The following is an 8,976-nucleotide window of genomic DNA, read 5'->3' on the forward strand; positions in this document are numbered from 1 at the left end:
CATATTATATCTTAACGAACCAGAACCTATTTGGGCTTTGCAGAGATGTCAGGAGTCAATCTTTACGATATTTTTGTACTTCTCACCTTGACGCTCGCCTGCCTGCGTGCTAAACTCCGCCCCAATATGTTTACCCTGATTAGCAATCCCCGTCGCCCTCGTCGTAAGAAACTGTCCTCCCCCTGGGAAGGTCGGGCGTTATTGCTTGGGTAAACCAAAGCCAAGATCGCTCAACTTGTTTATCAAGCCCTCCTTCCCCAAGGAGGGCTTTTTTGTTATCTCCCTCAAACCCCTCCTTCGTCTCTTTGCCTATGCTTCGGGACAGGGGTGAGGATGAGGGCAAAAAAGGAGAAAATGCTCTATGCCTAGTCACCCTACCAAATCTGTCAACAAAGCTGTACTGGCCTATTCTGGCGGTCTGGACACATCCGTGATTGTGCCCTGGCTTAAGGAAAACTACGGCTGCGAAGTGGTTTGCTTCACCGCCGATGTCGGCCAGGCCGAGGAACTCGACGGCCTTGAGGAAAAAGCCATTGCCAGTGGCGCCAGTCAACTGGTGATCCGTGACCTCAAGGATGAATTTGCCGAAGAATATCTCTTCCCCATGCTGCGCTCTGGCGCGGTCTACGAACGCAAATATTTACTGGGTACCTCGGTCGCCCGCCCGATCATCGCCAAACACATGGTGGATGTTGCCCACGAAGTCGGCGCAGATGCTGTTGCCCACGGCGCAACCGGTAAAGGCAACGATCAGGTGCGCTTCGAGTTGACAGTTATGGCGCTTGACCCGCGTTTGCAGGTCATCGCCCCCTGGCGCGAGTGGGAAATCCGCTCACGTGAAGATGCCCTCGACTACGCCGAAGCTCACGGTGTGCCGGTGCCCAACACACGCCAGTCGATTTACAGCCGTGACCGCAACCTGTGGCATATTTCTCACGAAGGTGGCCCGCTGGAAGAAACCTGGGTTGAACCCAGCGAAGATATGTTCCTATTGAGCGCCTCACCGGAGAATGCACCCAACACACCCGAATACGTCGAGCTCGAATTCGAGTCCGGCACGCCGGTTAGCGTTAATGGCGAGGAACTTACCCCGGCGCAATTGATTGCCAAACTCAACGCCATTGGTGGGGCGCACGGCATTGGACGCTCTGATCTGGTCGAGAGTCGCCTGGTAGGGATGAAATCCCATGGCGTCTACGAAACCCCTGGCGGGACGATTTTGCTGGCTGCCCACCGTGAAATCGAATCGCTGGTTCTCGATAAGGACACCATCAACTATAAAGATGTGATTGCCCTGCGTTACGCCGAACTGACCTACAACGGTCAGTGGTTCTCGCCGCTGCGCGAAGCCCTGGATGCATTCGTCAGTGCCACGCAGGGTCCGGTCTCTGGCACGGTGCGCCTGAAACTCTACAAGGGCAATATCATCACCGTTGGGCGCAAGAGCCCCTTCACCCTCTACCGCGAAGATTTCGCCACCTTCGGCCAGGAAGATGTCTACGACCAGTCCGACGCCGAGGGCTTCATCCATCTCTACGGGCTGCCGCTAAAAGTGCGCGCCCTCAATGAATTGCCCGTCTCAGGGATGAATTTGCCCAAGCCGGATTATTCACGGTTCAAACGGGATTAATGTCATTGCGGGCCAATGTAGATGGCGAAGCAATCTCATCTTCGGGAGACTGCTTCACTACGTTCGCAGTGACACACTAAGGAGTATACATGCCCCTATGGAAAGGCCGTTTCGACGGCGACGCAAACTCGCAAATGTGGGAACTCAACGCCTCGATTAACTTCGATCAACGCATGGCTTTGCAGGATGTGCGCGGCTCCCTGGCCTGGGCCGAAGCCCTGGAGATGGCTGGCGTGTTGACAGTGGACGAGCAGATTCAGCTCCGGGCTGGATTGCAGCAAATCGAGGCTGAATTCCAGTCCCAGAGCTTTTCCTACGCCCCTGGCGACGAAGACATCCACACCGCCGTGGAACGCCGCCTGGGTGAGATCGTCGGCCCCATGGCCGGGAAACTGCATACCGGACGCAGCCGCAACGATCAGGTTGTCACCGATTTTCGCCTGTGGCTGCTCGATAACATCCCCGCGCTGGATGCCGCGTTGCGTGATTTACAAGCCGCGCTGGTGGAGCGCGCCGAGAGCGATTTTGGCGTTATCATGCCCGGCTACACTCACTTGCAGCGCGCCCAGCCAGTTTTGCTCAGTCATTGGTGGCTATCGCACTTTTGGCCCTTACAGCGCGACCGTGAGCGTCTGAACGATTGCACAGATCGTGTCTCGGTTCTCCCGCTGGGATCGGGTGCCCTGGCTGGGACGCCCTTTGCCATTGACCGCGCTGCCCTGGCCGAGAAACTAGGCTTTTCCGAAGCCAGCCCCAACAGCATGGATGCCGTCTCCGACCGTGATTTTGTTGCTGAGTTTCTCTTTGTAGCGGCGATGATCGGCGTGCATCTCAGTAAATTTGCCGAGCAGATCATCATCTATAGCAGCGCCGAGTTTGGCTTCATCGAACTTGACGATGCTTACAGCACCGGCTCCAGCCTGATGCCGCAGAAGAAAAATCCTGACCCCTTTGAACTGGCGCGCGGCAAAGCCGGAACGCTGTTGGGTAAACTCGTTGGACTGTTGGCAACGCTCAAAGGGCTGCCTTCCACCTATGACAAGGATTTGCAGGAAGATAAAATCCCTGTCTTCGAGGCCTGCGATATGCTGATTGCCATGCTGCCTGTAATGGCCGGAGCGGTGCGCACGTTGATGGTGAAGCCTGAGCGTATGGCCGCAGCGATTGACGCGGCGATGATGGCAACCGATCTGGCCGACTACCTCGTCGAGCGTGGCATCCCCTTCCGGGAGGCGCATGCACTTTCGGGCCGCGCGGTGAGGCTCGCTCTTGAAAAAGGGAAAACCCTCGAGACGCTGACTCTCGCCGAATACCAGTCTATCCATCTTAAATTTGATGAAAATGTGTATAACGTCTTTGATCCGCAGCAATGCGTATCGCGCAGAAAAGCGCTGGGCGGCACAGCCCCAGAAGCCGTTCTGGCGCAATTGAAACAAGCCCAATCCCTATTAATTGTTGAAGGAGTACATCATGTCTAAGCTAACTTGTTCTGAATGTATGGCCGAAATCGAACTCGATGCCGGTACCGAAGTGAACGAAATTATTGTCTGTCCCGATTGTGGCGTAGAGTTGGAAGTGATCTCGCTGGATCCGCCTGTTGCCGAAATGGCCCCGATGGAAGCGGAGGATTGGGGGGAGTGAACATCGGCATACTCTACTCGCGGGTGCGCGTTGAAGAGAAGTGGATTTTCGCCGCCCTGGAAGGCCGCGGCATCGATTTTGACCGCCTGGACGACCGGGAGACGTTTTTTGATTTCGCTAACCCCGAACCCTGGCTGAAATACGATGCCATTCTGGAGCGCAGCATCAGCTATGCGCGCGGGCTGTATTCGGTGCGTGTGCTGAATGCCTGGGGAATCCCCACGGTGAATACCGCTAATGTAGCTGAAGCCTGCGGCAATAAACTGACTACGGCTTCGGCGCTCTCACAGGCGGGCGTGCCCCAGCCGCGCACGATGGCGGCCTATACCGCCGAGTCGGCGCTGGAAGCGATTGAGAATATGGGCTACCCTGTGGTGCTCAAACCGATGGTCGGCTCGTGGGGCCGTTTGCTGGCGAAGATCAACGACCGCGACGCGGCTGAGGCCGTGTTAGAACACAAGGCGGTGTTGGGATCGTATGAGCATTCGATTTTCTATATTCAGGAATTTATCGAAAAGCCGGGGCGCGATATCCGTGTGTTGGTGGTTGGCGATGAACCCATCACAGCGATTTATCGCAAATCGCCGCACTGGATTACGAACACGGCTCGCGGCGGGGAGGGCGAAGTTTGCCCGCTGACCCCGGAGTTGAGCGATATTTGCTACAAAGCGGCGCGCGCCGTGGGATGTGGGCTGCTGGCCGTGGATATTATCGAACACCCGGAGCGCGGCTTCCAGGTTAACGAGATCAACCACACCATGGAGTTCCACACCGCCGCCCCGACGACTGGCATAGACATCCCCAATTTGATTGTGGACTATCTGCTGGCTGTGGCGAGACGAGAAATACAAGTACTGTAATGCAGAATGCAAAATGATGAATGATGAATAAAAACACCCAGTTCTGCATTTTAGAATTTCGGAGAAATTATGATAAAAGCATCTATCATTGGCGCGTCGGGCTATACCGGCGGGGAATTGTTGCGATTGCTGATCCCCCACCCTGAGGTGGAGGTTGTGCAGGCGACCTCGCGCAGCCGTTTGGGCGAGTATGTTTATATGGCACATCCCAACCTGCGCAAGCAGACCGAGTTGAAGTTTAGCGATCCGGGCGAACTGGTAGCCACGGATGTACTCTTTTTAGCCCTGCCGCACGGACAGGCGCAGCATAATATCGAGAAATATGCTCGGGCCGCAGAATTTATTGTTGATCTTTCAGCGGATTTTCGCCTGCGCGATCCGGCGTTGTACAAAGCCTGGTACGGCGCTGACCATGCCGCCCCGGACTGGCTGGCGAAATTCGTCTATGGCCTGCCGGAGCTATACCGTGAGGAATTGCGCGCGGCGAAATATGTCAGCGGAGTGGGTTGCAATGCCACAGCGGGAAATCTGGCATTGATGCCGTTGGTGCAGGCTGGGCTGCTGGATATGGACAAGCCAGTGATTATCGAAATCAAAACCGGTTCTTCAGAGGGCGGCGTGAGCGTCAACGCCGGTTCGCATCACCCGGAGCGCAGCGGCGTGATTCGCACCTACGCCGCTTACGGTCATCGTCACACCGCCGAAGTTATTCAGGAGATGGGTTTGCAAAATGTCTCGTTGACAATGACCTCGGTGGATTTGGTGCGCGGCGCGCTGGCGACGGCGCACGGCTACGTCAAGCCCGGTGTGGCGCTGAAAGATATGTGGAAAGCCTATCGCGGCGCAATGGCTGAAAACCCCTTCATCCGCATCGTCAAGGCACAACGCGGAATCTACCGCGTCCCCGAGCCGAAGATTTTGGCCGGTTCCAATTACGCCGATCTGGGCTTCGACTTTGATCCCAAAACCGGGCATGTCATCTCGATCTGCGCGATTGATAATCTGATGAAAGGCGCCTCGGGTTCGGCTGTCCAGTGCATGAATCTGATGCTGGGATTCGACGAAACCCTGGGGCTGGAGTTCTTCGGGTTACACCCGATTTAATGTAGAATGATGAATGCAGAATTCTGAATATTCACATTGATTTTGGAGGCTGATATGGCCGAAAACCCGCCGAAAGAACTTCGCGTTCGGACAAAAGAATATGCCTTGCGCATTATCCGTCTGTACCGGTCTTTGCCCCACAGCGGTGAATCGGGTGTGATAGGCAAACAGATTTTACGAAGTGGAACATCGGTCGGAGCGCAGTATCGTGAGGCCTATCGAGCAAAATCTCCCCGTGATTTCATCAACAAGATGGAAGGCAGTCTTCAAGAACTTGACGAAACCGCATTCTGGATTGAACTTCTCATTGAAGCCGAGATCATGCCAGAAGAGCGAATGGCTGAATTAGCAAAAGAGACCGATGAACTTATTGCCATATTCGTGGCTTCCATAAAAACAGCGAAGAAAAATAGCAAAACGTAAAACATTCATCATTCATCGTTCTGCATTTGAACAAAGGAAATCCATGACGAACAAAATTATTGTTGTTAAGCTCGGAGGTACCGAGGGTGTGGACTTCTCCGCGATTTGCCGGGACGCGGCCGCGCTGCTCGAACAGGGACAACGCCTGGTGCTGGTACATGGTGGTTCGGCGGAGGCCAGTGCCCTGGGGGAAGCCGTCGGCTATCCACCGCGCTTTGTGACTTCGCCTTCAGGGTTCACCTCGCGCTATACAGATCGTCAGACGCTGGAGATTTTTGCGATGGCGGTAAATGGCAAGATCAATACCCTTTTAGTAGAACAACTTCAAGGTCTGGGAGTCAATGCTTTGGGATTGAGCGGCGTGGATGGGCAGTTAATCCGCGCCCGGCGCAAGGATTCAATCCGCATCATCGAAAATGGCAAAAAGAAAATTTTGCGAGACGATTACACCGGTACAATTGAACGGGTCAACACCACTTTGCTGAATACCTTGCTCGATGCCGGATACACCCCCGTGGTCGCGCCGCTGGCGCTCAGCGAAAAAGGCGAAGCCCTTAATGTGGATGCTGACCGAGCCGCGGCGATGGTAGCTGCATCCATCAAAGCCGAAGCACTCTTGCTGCTGACCGCCGTCCCCGGCCTGCTGAGCAATTTCCCCGATGAGAGTTCGTTGATCGGCGAAATTCCGCAAACCAAACTCGAAGGCGCTCTCGAAATTGCGCAAGGCCGCATGAAAAAGAAGATCCTCGGTGCGCAGGAAGCCCTGGCGGGCGGCGTTGGGCAGGTGATTATTGCCGATGGCCGTGTGGCTCAGCCGATTAGTTGCGCCTTGGCGGGTAATGGCACGGTAATGAAATGATGAATGCAGAATGCAAAAGGCAGAATATTCCGCATTCATCATTTTGCATTCTGCATTTGTTTGACGAAGGAATAGATTATGAGCACAATTCAATCCATTGAAAATCTCCACACCTCCGGTGTATACGCCAAGCGCGATTTAACTATCGTGCGCGGCGAGGGGGCTATGCTTTGGGATGAGCAAGGCAATGCATATATTGACTGCGTCGGTGCGCAGGGCGCGGCGAATTTGGGGCATGCGCATCCCGCTGTTTTAGCGGCGATCAACAAACAGGCTTCCCGGCTGATCTCTTGCCCGGAGATGTTCTACAACGATATGCGCGCTCAACTGCTTGAAAAGTTGACCGGCCTTGCCCCGGATGGAATGAGCCGCGCTTTTCTGACCAACTCCGGCACGGAGACCGTCGAAGCGGCTTTTAAATTTGCGCGTTACAGCACCGGGCGCACCAAGATCATTGCCACCATGCGCGGCTTCCACGGGCGAACCTTTGGAGCGCTCTCGGCCACCTGGAACAAGAAATACCGCCAGCCTTTCGAGCCGCTGGTACCGGATTTTGTTCATGTACCCTATAACAATCTTGAAAGACTGACCGCAGCGATGGATGAAAACACCGCCGCTGTGATCCTGGAAGTGGTGCAGGGTGAGGGTGGCGTTCACCTCGGCGACGCTGAATATTTCCATGGTGCGCAGGAACTCTGCCGGGAGCGCGGTGCGCTCCTCATCCTCGATGAAATCCAAACTGGTTTTGGGCGCACGGGCAAGATGTTTGCCCTGGAACACTACAACTTGCAGCCCGATCTGCTGTGTGTGGCAAAATCCATCGCCGGGGGGCTGCCAATGGGCGCGCTGTTGATTGGCGAGCGCGTGGGTGAGCTTTCTCCGGGCATTCACGGCTCAACCTTTGGCGGCAATCCGTTGACCGCGGCGGCGTCTCTGGCGGCGCTGACCGCCCTTGAGGAAGAGCAACTTCCCCAACGGGCAGCGGAACTGGGCGCTTATTTGCTTGAAGAGTTAAACAAAATCGAATCTCCGCTGATTCGTGACGTGCGCGGCCTGGGGCTGATGATTGGCATCGAGATCAAACAGAAAGTCGCCCCGTACCTGCAAGCCCTTACCGAACGCGGCATCTTTGCGCTCCCCGCCGGACTGACCGTGATCCGTTTGTTGCCGCCGCTGGTGATACCACAGGAGCAGGTGGATCAGGTGGTAGCCGCATTGTGTGAAGTTCTGGTGGACGGATGACCGACGACCGACGGCCGACGACCCTCATCGAACTCGTTCGTCACTACAGCCCCTCGGGAGAAGAATCTGCTGTGGTGGAATATCTTGTTGGGCGCATGGATGAATTGAGCTTCACCCGCGCCTACTCCGATGGAGTTGGCAACGCTATTGGCGTGATGGGCGACGGCCCGAGGCAGGTTGTGCTGTTAGGGCATATTGATACTGTGCCGGGCGAGATTCCCGTGCGCATCACCCCATCCCCCCGCCCTGACGGGCACCCCCCTTCCCCTCTCCTGGGAGGAGATGGGAAGGGGGGCTGGGGGGGTAGGGGTGAGGTACTCTACGGCCGCGGCGCTGTAGACGCTAAAGGCCCCCTCGCCGCTTTCGCCGACGCGGTCGCCGCCGTCGGCCCGCTGGATGGCTGGCAATTCGTTGTTATCGGAGCTGTGGATGAAGAACAGAACTCCACCGGGGCGCGGCATATCTTGGATCAGTACCGCCCCGACTTCGCCATCATCGGGGAGCCGTCGCAGTGGAACCGCGTCACGCTGGGCTACAAGGGCAGCGCCTGGGCCGAAGTGACGGTTACCCTCCCCGTGGAGCACACCGCCGCACAAGGCCAGAGCGCGCCTGAAGCCGCCATTGATCTCTGGAATCACGTCCGCGCCGCGGTGGATGAATTCAACATTGAGCGCGAGCGCGTTTTTGACCAACTGCTGCTCACGTTGCGCAGCTTCGCATCGGAGACAGACCATTTTCAGGATTCAGCTACCCTCACCGTAGGAGTTCGTCTGCCGCTGGATGTCTCGCCGGATGAGTGGTATGAACGTCTCATTCAGACCTCCGAGTCCTTCAAGAATTCGGAGGTCTCTTGCACAATCACCCCAACCGGATTCTCCATCCCGGCCTATAAAGCCGAACGTAATACCCCGCTGGTGCGCGCATTTCTGGGTGCAATCCGCGCCGCTGGGGGCAGGCCGGGCTTCGTCGTTAAAACCGGCACCGCCGATCTGAATATCGTCGCCCCGATCTGGGATTGCCCCGCGGTTGCCTATGGCCCCGGCGACTCCAGCCTCGATCACACCCCCCATGAGCGCCTTTCGTTGGTAGAATATCGCAATGCCGTCAATGTGCTAACGAATGTGTTGAAAACATTATCCCGTTCAAATAGTTAACGCTTATGGATGCAATCGTCTTTGGTAACGTCGCGCTGGATGTCATCTGCTACTCCGTAGATG

The 8,976-nt window shown here is 56.0% G+C and carries 9 protein-coding genes; all 9 read left to right on the forward strand.

What is annotated here, in order from left to right:
* Window positions 1-361 precede the first annotated feature (361 nt).
* The 9 genes from HN413_01765 to HN413_01805 all read left to right on the forward strand — a co-directional run bounded on the left by HN413_01765 (window position 362) and on the right by HN413_01805 (window position 8,913).
* The gene (locus HN413_01765) at window positions 362-1,630 is read left to right on the forward strand and encodes an argininosuccinate synthase (GenBank protein MBT3389115.1); all 1,269 of its coding nucleotides are present in this window, start codon (window positions 362-364) and stop codon (window positions 1,628-1,630) included.
* 89 nt (window positions 1,631-1,719) lie between these two features.
* Entirely contained in the window at window positions 1,720-3,108 is a 1,389-nt protein-coding gene (argH, locus tag HN413_01770) for an argininosuccinate lyase (GenBank protein ID MBT3389116.1), read from the forward strand.
* Window positions 3,101-3,271, forward strand: a complete 171-nt coding sequence (lysW, locus tag HN413_01775) for a lysine biosynthesis protein LysW (GenBank protein ID MBT3389117.1) — start codon at window positions 3,101-3,103, stop codon at window positions 3,269-3,271. The genes argH and lysW overlap by 8 nt, the downstream gene beginning before the upstream one ends.
* A complete protein-coding gene (gene lysX, locus HN413_01780; protein ID MBT3389118.1) occupies window positions 3,268-4,131 on the forward strand; it encodes a lysine biosynthesis protein LysX in 864 nt (287 codons plus the stop codon). Before lysW ends, lysX begins: the two co-directional genes overlap by 4 nt.
* Window positions 4,132-4,197: 66 nt before the next feature.
* The gene (locus tag HN413_01785; protein MBT3389119.1) at window positions 4,198-5,235 is read left to right on the forward strand and encodes an N-acetyl-gamma-glutamyl-phosphate reductase; all 1,038 of its coding nucleotides are present in this window, start codon (window positions 4,198-4,200) and stop codon (window positions 5,233-5,235) included.
* Between the two features lie 54 nt (window positions 5,236-5,289).
* Window positions 5,290-5,658, forward strand: a complete 369-nt coding sequence (locus tag HN413_01790) for a four helix bundle protein (protein MBT3389120.1) — start codon at window positions 5,290-5,292, stop codon at window positions 5,656-5,658.
* Between the two features lie 55 nt (window positions 5,659-5,713).
* Window positions 5,714-6,517 (forward strand): [LysW]-aminoadipate kinase, encoded by an 804-nt coding sequence (locus HN413_01795; GenBank protein MBT3389121.1) that lies wholly within the window; start codon window positions 5,714-5,716, stop codon window positions 6,515-6,517.
* A 78-nt stretch (window positions 6,518-6,595) separates the two neighbouring features.
* Window positions 6,596-7,759: an aspartate aminotransferase family protein gene (locus HN413_01800; GenBank protein ID MBT3389122.1), complete on the forward strand. Its 1,164-nt coding sequence runs from the start codon at window positions 6,596-6,598 to the stop codon at window positions 7,757-7,759.
* Window positions 7,756-8,913: a [LysW]-lysine hydrolase gene (locus HN413_01805; GenBank protein MBT3389123.1), complete on the forward strand. Its 1,158-nt coding sequence runs from the start codon at window positions 7,756-7,758 to the stop codon at window positions 8,911-8,913. The genes HN413_01800 and HN413_01805 overlap by 4 nt, the downstream gene beginning before the upstream one ends.
* Window positions 8,914-8,976 lie beyond the last annotated feature (63 nt).

The sequence above is a fragment of the Chloroflexota bacterium genome, assembly GCA_018648225.1.
GTDB lineage: Bacteria > Chloroflexota > Anaerolineae > Anaerolineales > UBA11858 > NIOZ-UU35.